The sequence below is a fragment of the Pseudomonas mandelii genome (assembly GCF_024138395.1).
Taxonomy (GTDB): domain Bacteria; phylum Pseudomonadota; class Gammaproteobacteria; order Pseudomonadales; family Pseudomonadaceae; genus Aquipseudomonas; species Aquipseudomonas mandelii_E.
Window position 1 is genome coordinate 37,675 of record NZ_JAMYDU010000011.1, and the last position, 17,062, is coordinate 54,736.

Consider the following 17,062-nt stretch of genomic DNA (forward strand, 5'->3'; position numbering starts at 1 on the left):
ATAGAGCAAGCTCTTCACTGTGAAGTCTCCCTTTTGAATTCTTATTTTTATGGCAGGCGCGCAGAGACAGCAGATAGCCACTATTGGCGCTATCTCTGTATAGCCTAAATCGGCGGAGGGTTTTGTAACTTAAGGTTAACGACAGACATGCAGCCTGCGTTCGACCGTAGCAGCTGTCGAGCCTGCGAGGCTGCGTTCGGCTGCGCAGCAGTCGTGAATCCGGCTGACGCGGTCTGCCTGACGCACCGCGAGTGCTGATTTGACGACTGCTGCGCAGCCGAACGCAGCCTCGCAGGCTCGACAGCTGCTACAGGGCTGCGATCTTTTTGGTACTACGCAGAAATCAGGACAAAACAGTCCACAACGCGAACCCGGCATACCAAAGCACTGCCGCGCGCAGCAACAGTTCCCAGATCCGGTCGAGGCTGTTGATGCCGTCCGGCCCGACCACCGGCGCCGGAATTTCACCGGCCACCAACCCGACCTTCTCGATCAGTTGGGCGGCGCTGATGTTCCAGTTCAGCAGCTCGTGCAGCATCACCCGGCCGACCGCGACAAAGTTGCCGACCAGCGCAAAACTCGCCGCCAGCAGTCGCACCGGTACCCAATCGAATGCATGACGCAACTGTGCCGCTCGCTCGACCACGGCCGGGTTCTGCCCATGCTCCTCGGCCAGCGCCAGCAGTCGATAGCTCAACGCAGCAACCGGCCCCAGCAGGAAATACCAGAAGATCACCGCGAAAAAGCTCTGATAGGCCTCCCACAGCAGATGACCTTCAACTCGCTCCAGCAATTGCTCGCCGCTGTCAGCGCAAATATTCAGGTCACGTTTGGCCACATGAGCGGCGGCTTGCAGGTCTTCCCGGCGCCAGGCATCGCGGAACGGCCCGAGGCCGGCCAGCAGATCACCACGGCCCAGACTGTAAATCACCACCAGCAGGTGCACCGGTAACGCCAGCAAACCGTAAGCTACCGGCTCCAGCACCACCAGTAGCAAACCCAGCAGCGCCACCGGCAACAACACCAGCACCACCAGTATCAGCCACGGACGGTTTGTCATGCGTGGGTTGGCTTCAAGCTTGTGCAGCTCGCGCACCCAACCGCCATCACGTTGAACCCGATGGCGCAGGGCCGAGAACTTCTCGATCCACACCGCCAACAGCAGCACCAGAAAACTCATTGTTACTCCTTTTTTTCCAGAGCAGCTTTTGCCAGAGCCGCGCGATAGCGTGCCCAGTCAAACGCCGGTCCCGGATCAGTCTTGCGCCCGGGTGCGATGTCGCTATGCCCGCAGATGCGTTGGGCGGTGATACCCGTAAAGGCGCTTTGCAGCTGTAAAGTCAGGGCCGTCAACGCTTGATATTGGGCGTCGGTGAACGGCAGATCATCCGTGCCTTCGAGCTCGATGCCCACGGAAAAATCGTTACAGGTTTCCCGTCCTTCGAAACACGAGACGCCAGCGTGCCAAGCGCGCTCTAGACAGGAGACAAACTGAGTGACGGTGCCGTCACGTTCGATCAAAAAGTGTGCAGACACTCGCAGGTCGGCGATCCCCGCAAAGTAGGGGTGTTCCGTGACATCCAGACGATTCTGGAAAAATTCCTGCACCTTGCCGGTCAAAAACTGCGCGGGCGGCAGACTGATGTTGTGGATCACCAGCAGGGAAATTTCGCCCTCGGGGCGCGCATTGAAGTTGGGCGAGGGGCATATGCGCACGCCCTGACACCAACCGCTCGCGGGGTCCAACTGCATACAGGTTCCTTCAACGACGACTGTGTTGGTGCCCAGTATGCCGCGATAGACCCTCGGCGCGCGATCACTTGCCGCGATTGAGACGCCGCAGGTTGCCCAGCACCGACTCCAGCGCCCGGTCGAACAATAAGGTGTCGTCCAGCGTTCGCACCGCGCCACGCCGGAACTCCAGGGCCAGACCGGTACGGCTGTGCTCCAGCACTTTCATCCCGGTACGGTTGACGAAGATGTACTTGTCGGTGGCTTCAATGATCGCCGCCAGCTTGCAGCGCAGAGTGTTTTCCTCGTCTTCCTGAAACTCGACCCAGCAACCCAGGCGCAACTGATCGACCTGAAGCAGAGCGACATCGTCCTCCGGCAAACGCATCGATGTGGCTTCGACCGGGCCTTCGTCAGCGGTGCGAAGTACGATTTCCTGCTGCACTTCAACCATCATCGGTGCGTCAGCAGCCGTGCTTTGCTGGTCCGGACGTTCGAACAACTGAACGTGCAAAGCTTCCAGTTCGCTGAAAAACTCGCCGGTGGCGAACGGGTCGAATGCCGAGCTGTTCAAACCATCGCGCAACGACTTGAGCAACCCCGGCACCAGCGACAACAAGCGCAGGCTCGCGTCGGGTTCGTCATGGCGCTGCACGCTCCAGATCAATTGCGCCATGGTCTGCACATCGGCATGCCATTCGGCGGACTGATCACCGTGCTTGAGGCAGGTCAGCAACAGGACTTTGCTCCAGGCCTCCTGGACAAACGCCACCACACTGTGCGGCAGCACCTTGCCGACCAACACCTGGTTCAGCGCCTGCTCGACGCGCTGGCGCGCCAGTTCGGTCCTGGCGCGGCCTTCTTCGGCGTCACGGGTGCGCTGCTCGAGTAATTCGCTGCGACGGCGTTCGTCATTGGTGAAGGCAAGAAAATCCGCCAGCAATTCGGAAAAGATCGCCGGGTCATCGACAAAGTCGTTCAACAAGCGCTGCACCACTTGCTCGATGCGCAGGTACAGGCTGTCGCGCTCGTGGTCATCGCACTCGCCCCAGCCCATGGCCGCAGCGGCGATTTCGTTGAGCAAACGCCGGGCGGGATGGCTGCTGCGACTAAAAAAGCTTTTGTCGAGCACCGCCACTTTCAGCATCGGAATCTGCAAACGGCCGATCAGCGCCTTGAGAGAGTCCGGCAGGTTGCGATCATCGAGGATGCATTCGAAGAGCATGGCGATCAGGTTGATCACATCTTCGTCGGCCACACCCACCACGCGCGACTTGCCGCTTTTGACGCTGACCCGTGTCAGCAGTTGTTCGAGCTGGTTACGCAGATCGAAGTCGTCCTGAGCCGCCAGCGCCGGCACGTATTGCTGCAAGTGCGAGAGCAGGCGCAGCAGGTCGCGGGTGGAAATAGGCTGGGTCTGGGCACTGACTTCAAGGGTCGGCGCAACGCTGCCACGCACGTGAAACAGCAATTCCTGCAACGCGGCGAAGACTTCCTGCACGCCTTCGTCGATCTGCGGATTGCCAGCCCGCACGCCTGTCTCGGCGCGGTCAGCACTAACACTCGCAGCCGCCCGATCGGTGGCACGCCGCGCCGGGGCGGGTTTGAGGTCCGGCAGCACGCCGGTGGCGATCAGCAGTTGATTGGCTTCGGCGTAGAGCTGATCAGCATTGCTGAGCACATAGCGTTCGAACAGCTTGAGGATGATCAGCTTGACCTTGATCTCCATGCCCAGGTTGCGCCCGGCCTGCAAGAAATACTCGCAGAGCAGCGTCGGCCCCAGGGGGTTGTGCTGTTCGACCAGGGTCTTGCTCAGCAGTGTGCTGAGTCGAGCGGTGAGCTGGTCGAGGGCGAAACCGTCGCGATTCAGCACTTTGCCGACCATGGCCTCCACCGCCACGTTGCGCTCCATGTCGTCATTGGGCCTCGCCGCCGAGGCATCGAAAACCAATGGCCGGGGCGAGACCGCGTGAGAAATGTCGTACTGCGTGAGGCTGACGAAAGCCTCGAAGAATTGCTCGAGAAATCCGCGTTCGATGCTTTTGCGCTTGAGGCGCAAATCGCGCATGGCCTCGAAGAAGATGTTTTGCTCGACATTGTTTCGGGCGCGGTCGGCCATTTCGAACAGGGTGTCGTCGGCGTTATCGAACAGCTCCTGCAAACCTTGCTTGAGCTGTTGAGCGGCCTTGTCGCGAACCTGAAGCAGAATCACGGGCAGGCGGGCGAGCGGCGAGTGAGTCGCCTGGTCGGTAGCTGCCTTGTGCAAAGGCACTACATTCCCGTCGTTGTGCATCCAAGCCTCCTGAAACGGTGATTCTTCGGTTCGGTTCGGTAAGAAAGATCGGGTACGCAGGCCACATAGCCGACGCTCAACGGGGACAGTCACCACCCGTTGTCATTCAATAATCGGGAATCCAAAGTTACGTCAAAGCTATGACGTCAAATGCAAGGCGGATTATCTGCAAAACACCTTCTTTGCGCCAGCAGACTCTGCGCTTTCCCAAGAAATAGACGTTATGAGAGGGCCGCTGCTTAACACCGATTACCCGAGTGAATCGACCAAATGCAGGTTGGCGAACGATGGAATGGCCGTTGATGCCTTGGGTTGCCTCGCACCATGGCCCTATAATCGGGCCACTTTGTTTGTGGAGCCCGTTATGCCGAATCTACGTCTCGCCGATTTGACCGCCGAAATCGAAGCCAACGTGCGCCGTGCGTTGCTCGAGGACATCGGCAGCGGCGACATCACCGCGCAACTGATCCCCGCCGAACGCCTGGCCAAAGCCACCATCATTACTCGCGATGAGGCTGTCATTGCTGGCACCGCGTGGGTGGATGCGGTTTTCCGGCAACTGGACCCGCGGGTTGCCGTTCATTGGCAGGTGCGCGACGGCGAACGGGTGAAACCCAATCAGGTGCTATTCCATCTCGAAGGCCCAGCGCGCTCGCTGCTGACGGGTGAACGCAGCGCTCTTAATTTCCTGCAATTGCTGTCCGGCGTGGCCACTCGCGCGCAGTACCTGGCCGATTTCGTCGCCGAGACCCAGGTGAAGTTGCTCGACACCCGCAAAACCCTGCCGGGGCTGCGTCTGGCCCAAAAATACGCCGTAACCTGCGGCAGCTGCCACAACCACCGCATCGGCCTGTATGACGCCTTCCTGATCAAGGAAAACCATATCGCCGCCTGCGGTGGCATTCCTGAAGCAATCAACGCCGCGCACAAGATCGCCCCGGGCAAACCGGTGGAGATTGAAGTGGAGAACCTGGCGGAACTGAAGGAAGCACTGGCGGCCGGTGCAGACATCATCATGCTCGATGAACTGAGCCTGGACGACATGCGTGAGGCCGTGCGCCTGAACGCCGGCAAGGCAAAACTGGAGGCTAGCGGTGGTATCAACGAAAGTACGTTGCTGCCAATCGCCGAAACCGGGGTGGATTACATTTCGATTGGTGCAATGACCAAGGATGTGAAGGCTGTGGACCTGTCGATGCGACTGAGTCTCTGATCACGCCTTTGATAATAAAAAATGCCAGCCTGATAAAGGCTGGCATTTTTTTTAGACCACCAGATTGTTCATCTCGCAGTACTCTTCCCACTCGACGCCCAATACCTCGGCCGCCTCTTTGTGCAGCGCCAGGCGCGCGGCCTCGAACTCTTCCGGACTTGTGGTGTACTTGAGCGTCAGCTCCCACGGCTGCAAACCCTGAGCTTCCGCCTCATCCTCGAATGCCCACTGGATCTGGTCTTTCTGATCGTCGGCTGGCAAGTCCTTGATCTCTTCGGCTAGCTGGGGCGACTCAAGCAGGTACTTTTTAAGCGCTTCTTCGTTTCTGGCTTCTTGGCTCAATTCTTTAACGGTCATGGCGTTCTCGCTGATCTGGGGAATGGAAGATGGATCTGGATCATCAAGGATCTCTCTGACGCAAAAAACCGTTTTAAGCCCGGTTTGTCTGGCCTTCAGAACCATTCGGGATCATCTGAAAACTGCTGGGCGATGCTCATGCAGACAACGAATATAGGACGTTTTGTCGATGAATTACACGGGTCTTTACATAAAAAGACACGTGCAGGGGGCCTTGGGAACATAAGTCGAAATCCCAAGTCATAGCGATGTGCCATATCGGCACTTCACAAGGAACTCCAGTGATGCGCAGTTTTTCGAAGCTTTTGTCTGCCCAGCTTGCCACCGCTACCCTGCTGCTTGGCAGCCTGTCACTAACCAGTGCCGCTCAAGCGGCTGTCGAAGTCACCTCTGATCCTGCGTTGTACTCCGACAAAATCTCCGCGCTCCACAATTCATTCGGCAAGGACACACTCGTCAGAACCAGCGTCAGCATCGATGACCTGGAAAGCCTGCAAAAAACCGTGAAGGCCAATGCCACGGAACTGGAAAGCCAGAAGCGCACCCTCAGCGAGCAGGCCCGTCAGATCGAAGAACTCAAACGCAACAGCGGCTCCAGCTCAAACTCCAGCAGCAAGGAGATTGACGATCTCAAGCGCACGGTCAATGAGCAAGAGCGCGATCTGAACAACCTTGGCAAGCAAGTGGAAGAGCTAAAGCGCAACAGCGGCTCCAGCTCAAGCTCGAACAACAGCGAAATCTCCAGTCTCAAAGGGGAGATCAGCGAACAGGATCGCGCGATGGATCAACTCAAGCGCACCGTCGAGGATCTGAGCAGAAAAGTGAAGTGAAGAAGAGAATGGTGCCCGAGACAGGAATCGAACCTGCGACCTTCGCGTTACGAGTGCGCTGCTCTACCGGCTGAGCTACACGGGCTGTGGGCTAAACCTAGCACTGGCTTCGGGGTCCGGCAACTTCGCGCATCGCAAAATCAAAAGATCGCAGCCTTCGGCAGCTCCTACATTGGGCTCGTGTAGGAGCTGCCGAAGGCTGCGATCTTTTGATCTTCCTACCACACAAAAAAATGCCCCGCCGTTTTCACGGCGGGGCATTTTTTATAACGTTGAAGCGGTCAAGCAAAGGGGGTGATTAAACGCCCGAAGCCTTGGCTGCTGCTACGTCTTTGATGGACAGCTTGATACGGCCGCGGTTGTCCACGTCCAGTACCAGTACTTCCACTTCCTGGCCTTCTTTCAGGATGTCGGTCACTTTCTCGACGCGAGCATCGCTCAGCATGGAGATGTGAACCAGACCGTCCTTGCCCGGCAGGATGTTGACGAATGCGCCGAAGTCGACGATGCGCTCAACCTTGCCAACGTAGATCTTGCCAATCTCGGCTTCTGCGGTGATGCCCAGAACGCGCTGACGTGCTGCTTCAGCCGCTTCCTTGGTTTCGCCGAAGATCTTGATCGAACCGTCGTCTTCGATGTCGATCGAAGCCTTGGTTTCTTCACAGATCGCACGAATGGTCGCGCCGCCTTTACCGATGACATCACGGATTTTGTCGGTGTCGATTTTCATCGCGATCATGGTCGGAGCGTTTTCCGACAGCTCGGTACGCGACTGGCCAATGATCTGGTTCATCTGACCGAGAATATTCAGGCGCGCTTCCAGGGCTTGGCCCAGAGCGATTTCCATGATTTCTTCGGTGATGCCCTTGATCTTGATGTCCATCTGCAGCGCGGTAACACCTTTGGCGGTACCGGCTACTTTGAAGTCCATGTCGCCGAGGTGATCTTCGTCGCCCAGGATGTCGGTCAGGACAGCGAATTTCTCGCCTTCTTTAACCAGACCCATGGCGATACCGGCAACCGGTGCCTTCATCGGAACGCCGGCATCCATCAGAGCCAGGGAAGCGCCGCAGACCGAAGCCATGGAGCTCGAACCGTTGGACTCGGTGATTTCCGACACCACACGAATGGTGTACGGGAACACGTCGGCAGCAGGCAGCATGGCCTGAACCGAACGACGGGCCAGACGGCCGTGACCGATTTCGCGACGACCAGCACCACCCATGCGACCACACTCACCTACCGAGAACGGAGGGAAGTTGTAGTGCAGCATGAACGGGTCTTTTTTCTCGCCTTCCAGGGTATCCAGCAGCTGTGCGTCACGGGCAGTACCCAGAGTCGCGACTACCAGAGCCTGGGTTTCGCCACGGGTGAACAGTGCCGAACCGTGGGTCTTCGGCAGAACGCCGACTTCGATGTTCAGCGGACGTACGGTCTTGGTGTCGCGACCGTCGATACGTGGCTTGCCGTTAACGATGTTTTCGCGAACGGTGCGGTATTCGATTTCACCGAAAGCCGCTTTGACTTCAGCGGAAGTCGGCTGACCTTCTTCACCGGATAGCTTGGTAACCACCAGGTCTTTCAGCTCGCCCAGACGTGCGTAACGGTCGGCTTTGATAGTGATGGTGTAAGCCTGGGAGATCGCTTCGCCGAACTCGGCACGGATAGCGCCCAGCAGTGCGGTGGCTTCTGGCTGAGGAGCCCAGGTCCAGGTTGGCTTGGCGGCTTCAGCGGCCAGTTCCTTGACGGCGTTGATCACCACTTGGAACTCGTCGTGAGCAAACAGTACCGCGCCCAGCATCTGGTCTTCGGTCAGCTCTTTGGCTTCCGATTCAACCATCAGAACGGCTTCCGAAGTACCGGCAACGACCATGTCCAGGCTCGAAGCTTTCAGCTGTTCGTAAGTCGGGTTCAGCAGGTAGCCGGTGCTTTCATGGAACGCAACGCGGGCAGCACCGATCGGGCCATCGAAAGGAATACCGGAGATGGCCAGGGCAGCCGAGGTACCGATCATCGCAGCGATGTCCGGATCGGTCTTCTTGCTGGTGGAAACGACGGTGCAGACAACCTGCACTTCGTTCATGAAGCCTTCTGGGAACAGCGGACGGATCGGACGGTCGATCAGTCGGGAAGTCAGGGTTTCTTTCTCGGAAGGACGGCCTTCACGCTTGAAGAAACCGCCAGGAATCTTACCGGCAGCGTAAGTCTTTTCCTGGTAGTGAACGGACAGAGGGAAGAAGCCCTTGCCTGGATCGGCTTGTTTGGCACCGACAACGGTCACCAATACGCTGACGTCGTCGTCAACGGTGACCAATACTGCGCCGGAGGCCTGACGGGCGATACGGCCAGTCTCGAGGGTAACGGTCGACTGACCGAACTGGAATTTTTTGATTACCGGGTTCACGGTGTCCTACCTTCTTTTGTGGCTCTTGGGGAACTTGTCTTCTTGCGAAATTCTTGGGCAATGTCGGGAATCGGCCCAACGCCTGTCCAGGGTAAAACGTATATCCAGATAAAACTTGAGGCTGGGAGCCTGCCATGCGCCAGCGGGAAACCCCCTGACGCACGACAGACAACCAACCTCTAGCGCAATCGCTTATTAGCGACGCAGACCCAGGCGACCGATCAGAGCCTGATAACGACCCAGATCCTTGCCTTTCAGGTAGTCCAGCAGCTTACGGCGCTGGTTTACCATGCGGATCAGACCACGACGGGAGTGGTGATCTTTACCGTTGGCCTTGAAGTGACCTTGCAGCTTGTTGATGTTGTGGGTCAGCAGTGCAACTTGCACTTCTGGCGAACCAGTGTCACCAACAGCTTGCTGGTAGTCAGCTACGATTTGAGCTTTTTCTTGAACGTCGAGAGCCATGAGGCAATCCTTTTATCAGGAAACTGTTTCAAGGAAACAGCTTCAACAGGCCAGGGACAAATCCCTGTATCTATAAATGAGTAGTGACCGTGCCTGTTAACAGCCACACTCGCCGACCTGCTGTTACACAGGCCGGTTCCGGTCATTCTGACCGAATCAGTCGACGCGGCGCGATGCGCCCGTCTTCGCTCACTTCACCGATACCGATGAAGCGACCGTTGTGATCCTGTACCCGTACCATGCCGAACTTCGGTGCATCCGGAGCGCGTACCGGTTGGCCGTTAAGCCAGTAGAACGCGCTGTGCTCCGAGAAATGCAACAGTGGCCAGTCCAGCAGGCCGCTGTCCGATGGCATCAGGAAGCGGTCGACCGCCTCGTTGCCGCCTTCGGCATGTACCGCTTCAAGCTCTTCCAGAGAGACGGTCTGTGCCAGCGTGAAAGGCCCGGCCTGGGTACGTCGCAATTCAGCCACGTAAGCGCCACAACCGAGTTGCTCACCGATATCCTCCACCAGGGTGCGGATATAGGTGCCTTTGCTGCAATCCACCGCAAGCCGCGCAGTATCACCCTCAAAGGCCAGTAATTCCAAGCGCGCAATAGTAACAGAACGCGGTTCGCGCTCCACTACTTCGCCTGCACGGGCCAGCTTGTACAGCGGCTGGCCATCACGCTTGAGCGCCGAGTACATCGGCGGTATCTGACTGATTTGCCCACGAAATTTCGGCAGCACAGCTTCGATATCGGCGCGACCAACGGTCACCGGGCGTTCCAGCAAAACCTCACCTTCGGCATCGGCCGTGGTGGTGGTCTTGCCCAGTTGCGCCAGGGTTTCATAAGCCTTGTCGGAATCGAGCAGGTATTGCGAGAACTTGGTGGCCTCACCGAAGCACAACGGCAGCACGCCAGTGGCCAGCGGATCAAGACTGCCGGTGTGCCCGGCCTTCTCGGCATTGAGCAACCAGCGGACCTTCTGCAATGCCGCGTTGGAGGTGAACCCCAGCGGCTTGTCGAGCAGGATGATGCCGCTGACGTTACGACGGATACGTTTGACCTGAGCCACCGATTACTCCTTGGCGTCTTCGGGTTCAGCCGCTACCGGGTGCTGATTGTCTTCAGCCACCGCACGCTCGATCAGGGCCGACAGGTGCGCCCCACGCACGACGCTTTCGTCGTAATGGAAGTGCAACTGCGGAACGCTGCGCAATTTCATTTCGCGAGCCAACTGCATACGCAGGAAACCGGCGGCTGAGTTGAGCACCTTGATGCTTTGCGCGATGTCAGCGGCGTTGTCCTGGCCCATCACGGTGATGAAGATCTTGGCGTGACCGACGTCACGGCTGACTTCAACAGCGGTAATGGTGACTAGGCCGACGCGCGGGTCTTTGACTTCACGACGGATCAGCTGTGCCAGCTCACGCTGCATCTGATCGCCGATACGTTGGGTACGGCTGTATTCTTTTGCCATGTCTTGTTACCTGTTACTGCCCCACGGCGAAACCCGAGGGGTCTGAAAGCGGCAAACGCCCGGCCTGACAAAAGCCAGACCGGGCGTTGCGTTTAGAGTCCGGACGTTGCGCCGCGCATCTGCATGCTGCGGCTCATCGTGGCCCTTGAAGTGCGCGAGTCAGAGGCTGCGAGCAACCTGAACCTTCTCGAAGACTTCGATCTTGTCGCCGACTTTGACGTCGTTGTAGCTCTTCACGCCGATACCGCATTCCATGCCGGCACGTACTTCGGAAGCGTCATCCTTGAAGCGGCGCAGGGATTCCAGCTCGCCTTCGAAGATAACGATGTCTTCACGCAGTACACGGATTGGACGGTTACGGTGAACAACACCTTCGATAACCATGCAACCGGCGATCGCGCCAAACTTCGGCGAACGGAACACGTCACGCACTTCAGCGGTACCCAGGATGTTCTCGCGAACATCGCTGCCCAGCATACCGGTGAGGGCTTTCTTGACGTCTTCGATGATGTCGTAGATCACGTTGTAGTAACGCATATCCAGACCTTCCTGCTCGACGATCTTGCGAGCGCCAGCATCGGCACGCACGTTGAAGCCGAACAGTACAGCGTTGGAGGCCAGTGCCAGGTTGGCGTCGGATTCGGTGATACCACCGACACCGCCACCGACCACACGCACTTGCACTTCGTCGTTACCCAGGCCATTCAAGGCACCGTTCAACGCTTCCAGCGAACCACGGACGTCGGATTTGAGGACGATGTTAAGCGTCTTCTTCTCTTCCTGACCCATGTTCTCGAAGATGTTTTCAAGCTTGCCGGCGTGAGCACGGGCCAGTTTGACTTCGCGGAACTTGCCTTGACGGAACAGAGCCACTTCACGGGCTTTCTTCTCGTCGGCAACAACGCTCATCTCGTCGCCAGCGTCCGGGGTACCGTCCAGGCCGAGAATCTCGACAGGGATGGAAGGACCGGCTTCCTTGATTGGCTTGCCGTTCTCGTCGAGCATGGCGCGAACGCGGCCATAGTTCGAACCGACCAGCACCATGTCGCCTTGGCGCAGGGTACCGTCTTGAACCAGAACGGTTGCAACCGGGCCACGACCTTTGTCGAGACGCGATTCAACCACGACGCCACGGCCAGGAGCCGAAGGGGTCGCTTTCAGTTCTAGAACTTCAGCTTGCAGCAGAACAGCTTCGAGCAACTCGTCCACGCCAGTACCGACTTTCGCCGAAACCGATACGAACGGGGTGTCGCCGCCCCACTCTTCCGAGGTCACGCCGTGAACCGACAGTTCGCTACGGATGCGATCGAGATCGGCACCCGGCTTGTCGATTTTGTTCACTGCAACCACCAGCGGAACACCAGCAGCCTTGGCGTGCTGAACGGCTTCAACGGTCTGCGGCATTACGCCGTCGTCCGCTGCAACCACCAGGATCACGATGTCGGTCGCCTTGGCACCACGGGCACGCATGGCGGTAAACGCTGCGTGACCTGGGGTGTCGAGGAAGGTGACCATGCCGCGTTCGGTTTCAACGTGGTACGCACCGATGTGCTGGGTGATACCGCCGGCTTCGCCAGCAGCTACCTTGGCACGACGGATGTAGTCGAGCAGCGAGGTCTTACCGTGGTCAACGTGGCCCATTACGGTCACAACCGGTGCACGGGAGAACGCTTCACCTTCAAACTTCAGGGACTCGGCCAGGGAATCTTCCAGGGCGGTGTCGCTGACCAGGGTCACTTTGTGGCCCAGCTCTTCGGCAACCAGTTGGGCAGTTTCCTGATCCAGTACCTGGTTGATGGTCGCTGGAGTACCCAGTTTGAACATGAACTTGATGATTTCAGCAGCCTTGACCGACATCTGCTGGGCGAGATCGCCAACAGTGATGGTCTCGCCGATCTTCACTTCGCGCACAACAGGGCCGGTTGGGCTCTGGAAACCGTGGGCGTTGCGTTTCTTCAGCTTGGCCTTGCCGCGACCACCACGACGGAAGCCATCGCTTTCTTCGTCGGTAGTACGTGGCGCAACACGTGGAGCAGGCGCTTTTTCCTTGACCGAAGCACGATGCGGAGCGTTTTTGCGCTCGCCATCGCCACTGCCACGACGACTGTTATCGTCGGCACGTGGTTTGTCCGGACGGCGCTGTTCGTTCTGCTTGTTGCGAACATCGGCAGACGGCGCTGGTGCAGCAGCCACAACCGGCGCGCTTTCACGCACTGGCTCGGCAACGGCAGCAGGCGCTGCAACGGCGTCGTTAGTAGCGGTTTGCGCAGCAGCAGGCTGGCGACGCGCTTCTTCTTCGGCGCGACGCTTGGCTTCTTCTTCAGCCTTCTGACGTGCAGCATTTTCTACTGCGCGGCGTTCATCCAGTTCACGTTTGCGCTCGGCTTCGATTTCTTCCGGGCTGCGTTGTACGAAGACTTTCTTCTTGCGTACTTCAACGCTGATGCTCTTGCTACCAGCAACACGCAGTGTGCTGGTGGTTTTGCGCTGCAATGTAATCTTGCGCGGTTCTTCCACTTTCGCCTTGTGGCTGCTCTTCAAGTGAGTCAGCAAAGACTGCTTCTCACTATCGCTCACACCTTCATCGGCGGCGGTGTGCGGCAGACCTGCCTCACGCATCTGCTGCAACAGGCGCTCTACCGGTGTTTTGACCTCATCGGCCAGTTGTTTCACCGTGACTTGCGTCATGCACTTCTCTCCTCAGGCCGCGCCTAATTACTCGAACCAATGGGCTCGGGCGGCCATGATCAACTTGCCGGCACGATCATCGTCAATGCCGTCGATGTCGAGCAGGTCGTCAATAGACTGCTCGGCCAGGTCTTCGCGGGTAATTACGCCGCGCACCGCCAGTTCCATCGCCAAATCCTTGTCCATACCCTCAAGTGAGAGCAGGTCTTCGGCCGGATGGGCGTCTGCCAGCTTTTCCTCAGTAGCGATGGCTTTAGTCAACAAACGATCCTTGGCGCGAGCGCGAAGCTCGTTGACGGTTTCTTCGTCAAAGCCGTCGATGTTGAGCATTTCTTCCAACGGTACGTAGGCAATCTCTTCCAGGCTGGTGAAGCCTTCATCTACCAGCACCTGTGCCAGGTCTTCGTCGACTTCCAGCTCGTCGATGAAGTTGCGCAGGATGTCGCCGGTTTCTGCTTGCTGCTTAGCCTGGATGTCCGATTCGGTCATCACGTTCAGGGTCCAGCCAGTCAACTGGCTAGCCAGACGCACGTTCTGACCACCGCGACCGATGGCCTGAGCCAGATTGTCTGCGCCAACGGCGATGTCCATTGCATGGGCATCTTCGTCAACGATAATTGCCGCCACTTCAGCTGGCGACATTGCATTGATCACGAACTGAGCCGGGTTATCGTCCCACAGGACGATGTCCACACGCTCACCGCCCAACTCGCCCGACACTGCCTGGACGCGCGAGCCGCGCATACCGATGCAAGCGCCTTGCGGGTCAATGCGTTTGTCCTTGGAGCGGACCGCGATCTTGGCGCGCGAACCCGGGTCGCGGGACGCAGCCATTACTTCGATCAGGCCTTCAGCGATTTCCGGGACTTCGATGCGGAACAACTCGATCAGCATTTCCGGCGCGGTACGCGACAGGATCAGCTGAGGACCGCGGTTCTCGGTGCGGATTTCCTTGAGCAGCGCACGCAGACGCACGCCAACCCGGAAGGTTTCGCGAGAAATGATGTCTTCACGAGCCAGCAACGCTTCAGCGTTATTGCCCAGGTCGACGATCACGTTGTCGCGGGTGACTTTCTTCACGGTGCCGGAGATGATTTCCCCTAGGCGCTCGCGATAGGCATCAACGACTTGAGCACGCTCGGCTTCGCGTACTTTCTGCACGATGACTTGCTTGGCAGTCTGTGCAGCAATGCGGCCGAACTCGATGGATTCGATCTTTTCTTCGACAACGTCACCGACCTGGGCGCCAGGATGCGTTTCTGCAACCTTGCTCGGCCAGGTTTCGATGGCCGGATCGTCCAGGTCTGCTTCTTCGACAACCGTCCAGCGACGGAATGTCTCGTAAGCACCGGTGTGGCGATTGATTTCCACACGCAGATCGACTTCGTCCTCGAAACGCTTTTTGGTAGCAGTGGCCAGAGCCAGCTCCAGCGCTTCAAAAATTACGTTTGCCGGTACGCCCTTTTCATTGGATACCGACTCAACAACCAGCAGTACTTCTTTGCTCATCGTACGCCTCGCCTTTCGCAAGCCATTGGATCCGCGGGATCCGCGTCTCAGTCAAAACTGGGAATAATGTTGGCCTTGTCGATCATATCGATCGGCAACAGGAACTCATGGTCTTCAACCTGCACCACGACGTCCTGCTCTTCTACACCGCGCAGAAGGCCCTGAAAGTTGCGCCGACCTTCAAAAGGCGAGCGCAACTTGATCTTCACTTGTTCACCGGCAAATTTTGCAAACTGCTCAATAGTGAACAGTGGGCGTTCCATGCCAGGCGAGGAAACTTCAAGGGTGTATTCAACGGCGATCGGATCTTCAACATCCAGCACACCGCTGATCTGACGGCTGACGATGGCACAATCGTCCACCAGCACGCCGCCCTCTTTATCAATATAAACGCGCAACATTGAGTGGCGACCTTGAGCCGAAAACTCAATACCCCAGCATTCATAGCCTAGGGCCACGACCACCGGGGCCAGCAAGGCCTGCAACTCTTCTAGCTTGCTCGACACCTGAACCCCCTCGTGCATGTATGTGCATGCTGTGCAAAATAAAAAAATGGGCGAAACGCCCATCCTTGAAACGCCGTTGAACAGCGGCGTTGAAAGTGTCCAGCTAACAAAAAGCCCCTTAAAAGGGGCTCCTTAAACTGGTTGCGGGGGCCGGATTTGAACCGACGACCTTCGGGTTATGAGCCCGACGAGCTACCAGACTGCTCCACCCCGCGACAAAGCTGGGGCGGAAGTATACGACCGATCCCTGACAGGGTCAATGTAACCTTCCACCTACAAGAAAGCCCGCAACAGCGGGCTCTCCTGATAATTGGTACCGAGAAGGGGACTCGAACCCCTACACCCTATGGGCACAACCACCTCAAGGTTGCGTGTCTACCAATTCCACCACCTCGGCAATACTACGTTTGAAACCCTTCTTACTTCTGCTCTTGAGCTGGAGGCACGTCAGTCGCTGGAATAGCCGACTTTTGCTCTTGAAGCACCGGGACATCATCAGAAGCCGGTTGTTGCTTTGGAACTTCCAACACTGCTGGATTTGGCAAACCTACTTGAGTCAGCTCTTGAGCCTTCTCTTTAGCAAAGTAACCTAACCCTAAGCTGGTTATGAAGAAACCGGCGGCAAGTATAGCAGTAAACTTACTAAGAAAGGTAGAGGAACCTTGGCTTCCGAACACAGTATTTGAAGCACCTGCTCCGAAAGACGCGCCAGCATCCGCACCTTTACCCTGCTGCAGCAAAACCAGAGCAACTACGCCCAATGCACCCAGCAGATGAAAAACGACTACGACTGTTTCCAGCATTTTTTCAGTTTCCCGCGGCGCGACAAATCGCACCGAACTCATCTGCATTCAGGGAAGCCCCACCAATGAGCCCCCCATCGATATCCGGCATGCCGAACAGTTCGACCGCATTGGCCGCCTTCACGCTGCCGCCGTATAGAAGCCGCACACCTTGCGCGACTTCAGAATTCTCTGCCGCCAACTGAGCGCGAATGGCTGCGTGCACATCCTGCGCTTGTTGCGGCGAAGCAGTCAGCCCGGTTCCAATGGCCCAGACCGGCTCGTAAGCGATTACTGCCTTTGCAAAGACACCTACACCCAGCCCCTCAATGATACTGCCAAGCTGACGCCCGACAACCTCAAGAGTTTTTCCAGCCTCGCGCTCTTCAAGGGTCTCCCCTACGCACAACACCGGAATCAAGCCACATGCCTGCGCCGCTGCGAACTTGCGAATCAGCATTCCATCCTGCTCGCCCATTATCTGGCGGCGCTCGGAGTGCCCGACAAGCACCAGGGAACAACCTGCATCCACTAATTGACTCGGAGCAATTTCACCGGTCAATGCACCTTGCATGGATTCCACTGCAGAATTCTGCGCGCCGACCGAAATCGACTTGCCTTTCAAGCCATCAATCACTTGATTGATATGCAAGCAAGGCGGGAATACCGCGACATCAACACCGCTCGGCAAGGCCAGATGACTAAGGCCGTTGATCAGCTCAGCGACGCTGGCGCGGGTACCGTGCATCTTCCAGTTACCAGCTACCATAGGGCGACGCATGCTGTACCTCGTCGGTCAAAGTGGGCGCAGATGTTACC

The 17,062-nt window shown here is 57.6% G+C and carries 15 protein-coding genes and 3 tRNA genes; 2 read left to right on the forward strand and 16 right to left on the reverse strand.

Annotation, left to right across the window (positions count from 1 at the left end):
• Nucleotides 1-343 precede the first annotated feature (343 nt).
• From ampE to NHU87_RS17405, 3 genes are all read right to left on the reverse strand, one after another.
• Nucleotides 344-1,180, reverse strand: coding sequence for a regulatory signaling modulator protein AmpE (ampE, locus tag NHU87_RS17395; RefSeq protein WP_253551084.1), 837 nt, complete (start codon nt 1,178-1,180; stop codon nt 344-346).
• 2 nt (nt 1,181-1,182) lie between these two features.
• A complete protein-coding gene (ampD, locus tag NHU87_RS17400) occupies nt 1,183-1,752 on the reverse strand; it encodes a 1,6-anhydro-N-acetylmuramyl-L-alanine amidase AmpD (protein WP_253551086.1) in 570 nt (189 codons plus the stop codon).
• A gap of 64 nt (nt 1,753-1,816) precedes the next feature.
• A complete protein-coding gene (locus tag NHU87_RS17405; RefSeq protein ID WP_253551094.1) occupies nt 1,817-4,024 on the reverse strand; it encodes a DUF1631 domain-containing protein in 2,208 nt (735 codons plus the stop codon).
• A 364-nt stretch (nt 4,025-4,388) separates the two neighbouring features.
• On the opposite strand from NHU87_RS17405, the gene nadC reads away from it, so the two are divergent.
• Nucleotides 4,389-5,237, forward strand: coding sequence for a carboxylating nicotinate-nucleotide diphosphorylase (nadC, locus tag NHU87_RS17410; protein WP_253551097.1), 849 nt, complete (start codon nt 4,389-4,391; stop codon nt 5,235-5,237).
• A 51-nt stretch (nt 5,238-5,288) separates the two neighbouring features.
• Here the strand turns inward: nadC and NHU87_RS17415 are convergent, their stop codons facing one another.
• Entirely contained in the window at nt 5,289-5,594 is a 306-nt protein-coding gene (locus NHU87_RS17415; RefSeq protein ID WP_253551099.1) for a DUF6388 family protein, read from the reverse strand.
• 284 nt (nt 5,595-5,878) lie between these two features.
• Between NHU87_RS17415 and NHU87_RS17420 the strand changes: the two genes are divergently transcribed.
• On the forward strand, nt 5,879-6,424 hold the full coding sequence (locus NHU87_RS17420; protein ID WP_253551101.1) for a hypothetical protein: 546 nt from the start codon (nt 5,879-5,881) through the stop codon (nt 6,422-6,424).
• 9 nt (nt 6,425-6,433) lie between these two features.
• Here NHU87_RS17420 and NHU87_RS17425 read toward each other — a convergent pair.
• The 12 genes from NHU87_RS17425 to tpiA form a co-directional block, all read right to left on the reverse strand.
• Nucleotides 6,434-6,509 (reverse strand) — tRNA-Thr (locus tag NHU87_RS17425).
• Between the two features lie 213 nt (nt 6,510-6,722).
• On the reverse strand, nt 6,723-8,828 hold the full coding sequence (gene pnp / locus NHU87_RS17430) for a polyribonucleotide nucleotidyltransferase (RefSeq protein WP_253551103.1): 2,106 nt from the start codon (nt 8,826-8,828) through the stop codon (nt 6,723-6,725).
• Nucleotides 8,829-9,023: 195 nt separating this feature from the next.
• On the reverse strand, nt 9,024-9,293 hold the full coding sequence (gene rpsO / locus NHU87_RS17435) for a 30S ribosomal protein S15 (protein WP_003176135.1): 270 nt from the start codon (nt 9,291-9,293) through the stop codon (nt 9,024-9,026).
• 142 nt (nt 9,294-9,435) lie between these two features.
• A complete protein-coding gene (gene truB, locus NHU87_RS17440) occupies nt 9,436-10,353 on the reverse strand; it encodes a tRNA pseudouridine(55) synthase TruB (protein WP_253551105.1) in 918 nt (305 codons plus the stop codon).
• Nucleotides 10,354-10,356: 3 nt separating this feature from the next.
• Nucleotides 10,357-10,758, reverse strand: a complete 402-nt coding sequence (gene rbfA, locus NHU87_RS17445; protein ID WP_253551107.1) for a 30S ribosome-binding factor RbfA — start codon at nt 10,756-10,758, stop codon at nt 10,357-10,359.
• A gap of 159 nt (nt 10,759-10,917) precedes the next feature.
• Nucleotides 10,918-13,446 (reverse strand): translation initiation factor IF-2, encoded by a 2,529-nt coding sequence (infB, locus tag NHU87_RS17450; protein WP_253551109.1) that lies wholly within the window; start codon nt 13,444-13,446, stop codon nt 10,918-10,920.
• A gap of 27 nt (nt 13,447-13,473) precedes the next feature.
• Nucleotides 13,474-14,955 carry a transcription termination factor NusA gene (gene nusA / locus NHU87_RS17455; protein ID WP_008024459.1) on the reverse strand — a complete coding sequence of 494 codons (1,482 nt, stop codon included), beginning with the start codon at nt 14,953-14,955 and terminating at the stop codon, nt 13,474-13,476.
• A gap of 47 nt (nt 14,956-15,002) precedes the next feature.
• The gene (gene rimP / locus NHU87_RS17460; protein ID WP_010463487.1) at nt 15,003-15,461 is read right to left on the reverse strand and encodes a ribosome maturation factor RimP; all 459 of its coding nucleotides are present in this window, start codon (nt 15,459-15,461) and stop codon (nt 15,003-15,005) included.
• Between the two features lie 138 nt (nt 15,462-15,599).
• Nucleotides 15,600-15,676: transfer RNA gene (locus tag NHU87_RS17465), tRNA-Met, on the reverse strand.
• A gap of 96 nt (nt 15,677-15,772) precedes the next feature.
• Nucleotides 15,773-15,858 (reverse strand) — tRNA-Leu (locus tag NHU87_RS17470).
• 22 nt (nt 15,859-15,880) lie between these two features.
• A complete protein-coding gene (gene secG / locus NHU87_RS17475) occupies nt 15,881-16,264 on the reverse strand; it encodes a preprotein translocase subunit SecG (protein ID WP_253551111.1) in 384 nt (127 codons plus the stop codon).
• 4 nt (nt 16,265-16,268) lie between these two features.
• The gene (gene tpiA / locus NHU87_RS17480) at nt 16,269-17,024 is read right to left on the reverse strand and encodes a triose-phosphate isomerase (RefSeq protein WP_253551113.1); all 756 of its coding nucleotides are present in this window, start codon (nt 17,022-17,024) and stop codon (nt 16,269-16,271) included.
• Between the last annotated feature and the right edge of the window lie 38 nt (nt 17,025-17,062).

Coding starts and splice junctions, on each gene's coding strand:
- ampE (WP_253551084.1), bottom strand. CDS start 1,180: ATGAGTTTTCTGGTGCTGCTGTTGGCGGTGTGGATCGAGAAGTTCTCG.
- ampD (WP_253551086.1), bottom strand. CDS start 1,752: ATGCAGTTGGACCCCGCGAGCGGTTGGTGTCAGGGCGTGCGCATATGC.
- NHU87_RS17405 (WP_253551094.1), bottom strand. CDS start 4,024: ATGCACAACGACGGGAATGTAGTGCCTTTGCACAAGGCAGCTACCGAC.
- nadC (WP_253551097.1), top strand. CDS start 4,389: ATGCCGAATCTACGTCTCGCCGATTTGACCGCCGAAATCGAAGCCAAC.
- NHU87_RS17415 (WP_253551099.1), bottom strand. CDS start 5,594: ATGACCGTTAAAGAATTGAGCCAAGAAGCCAGAAACGAAGAAGCGCTT.
- NHU87_RS17420 (WP_253551101.1), top strand. CDS start 5,879: ATGCGCAGTTTTTCGAAGCTTTTGTCTGCCCAGCTTGCCACCGCTACC.
- rpsO (WP_003176135.1), bottom strand. CDS start 9,293: ATGGCTCTCGACGTTCAAGAAAAAGCTCAAATCGTAGCTGACTACCAG.
- rbfA (WP_253551107.1), bottom strand. CDS start 10,758: ATGGCAAAAGAATACAGCCGTACCCAACGTATCGGCGATCAGATGCAG.
- infB (WP_253551109.1), bottom strand. CDS start 13,446: ATGACGCAAGTCACGGTGAAACAACTGGCCGATGAGGTCAAAACACCG.
- nusA (WP_008024459.1), bottom strand. CDS start 14,955: ATGAGCAAAGAAGTACTGCTGGTTGTTGAGTCGGTATCCAATGAAAAG.
- secG (WP_253551111.1), bottom strand. CDS start 16,264: ATGCTGGAAACAGTCGTAGTCGTTTTTCATCTGCTGGGTGCATTGGGC.
- tpiA (WP_253551113.1), bottom strand. CDS start 17,024: ATGCGTCGCCCTATGGTAGCTGGTAACTGGAAGATGCACGGTACCCGC.